Source organism: Mesotoga sp. HF07.pep.5.2.highcov (assembly GCF_003666285.1).
GTDB classification, from domain to species: domain Bacteria; phylum Thermotogota; class Thermotogae; order Petrotogales; family Kosmotogaceae; genus Mesotoga; species Mesotoga prima.
This window is the reverse complement of the sequence record NZ_JFHJ01000707.1, coordinates 1-938: the sequence shown is the minus strand read 5'-3', so window position 1 is coordinate 938 and position 938 is coordinate 1. Positions and strand designations below refer to the sequence as shown.

The 938-nt window shown below is 42.8% G+C and carries 1 protein-coding gene; it reads right to left on the bottom strand.

All coding sequences use genetic code 11. The features are described 5' to 3' along the window. Positions 1–101: 101 nt before the first annotated feature. Entirely contained in the window at positions 102–866 is a 765-nt protein-coding gene (gene heR / locus BG32_RS15090; RefSeq protein ID WP_014731276.1) for a heliorhodopsin HeR, read from the bottom strand. Between the last annotated feature and the right edge of the window lie 72 nt (positions 867–938).

Genomic DNA, 938 nt, shown 5'->3' with positions numbered 1-938 from the left:
GAACCGGCATAGAAGTAGAGATTTGGCATCTATATCCTCCTGGAATTATCTTAACAAAGAGACCCCTTTCGGGGTCTCACGATACTCCTTAAAAACTTTTATCAAACTGGCCTGAGCGTTCCGGCAAAAACCTGCCACGCAAGGACACTCTTGGCAACAAGGCTGAGAAGAACATACATACTTTCGCCGAAGAGGTAGTTCTTCCAGGGACCGATCTTCTTGTACTGAAGAAACATGTTTATCGCAAAGCTGTTGAAGAAAACTAGGAAAGTAATGAGAATTGCATAAACAAAAGACGGGAATTCAACATTAGCCTTTCCAAGAGATGTAAAAAAGTATACGAAGACAGCTATCCATGTGACCGCCCCGGCAATACAGCCGAAGATAAAGGCCGTCCAGTTTGTCCTTTCGGTTGTCTGATTGTGAAGTTCCATCATAAGCCCGAAGAGGTTCATTAGGGCATTGACAGTGAAGAGCAGCATGAGGCTAACTATGTCAAGCATACCCGAGAACATAGCGATGGCAACAATCATCACCGAAGAGCTGATGGAATACTCGTACCATCTGGCGTAATTAATTCCTTTCTGAAGATTTCTTGCGTACCACCCAAAGCCAAAGGTTGAGACTATGAAATGCGCTATGGCGGACATGAAGAGGAAACTCGCGATGAAAGGACCCATCTTCAGATCCATGAAGTTCTCGGTTGCTGGAACCAGTCGCATTATCTCCCGGTCAAACTCCAGGTAGTTTCTCGTAATCGTCAAAGAAGAATCGTTGCTTACTATCAGCATTATGATTCCCTGAACAAGGTGGAGAAAACCCATTATCAAGTTGTATATACGAAGCTTTTTGTAAACGGATTCCATTTACTTTCCCCCCTTTTTCATAGCATGAAGAAATATTAACACAAATGATTGATTTGTTGAGTCATAAAAATC

What these genes read in the sequence shown, in the direction of transcription:
- heR (WP_014731276.1), bottom strand. Translation starts at nt 866, where the DNA reads ATGGAATCCGTTTACAAAAAGCTTCGTATATACAACTTGATAATGGGT.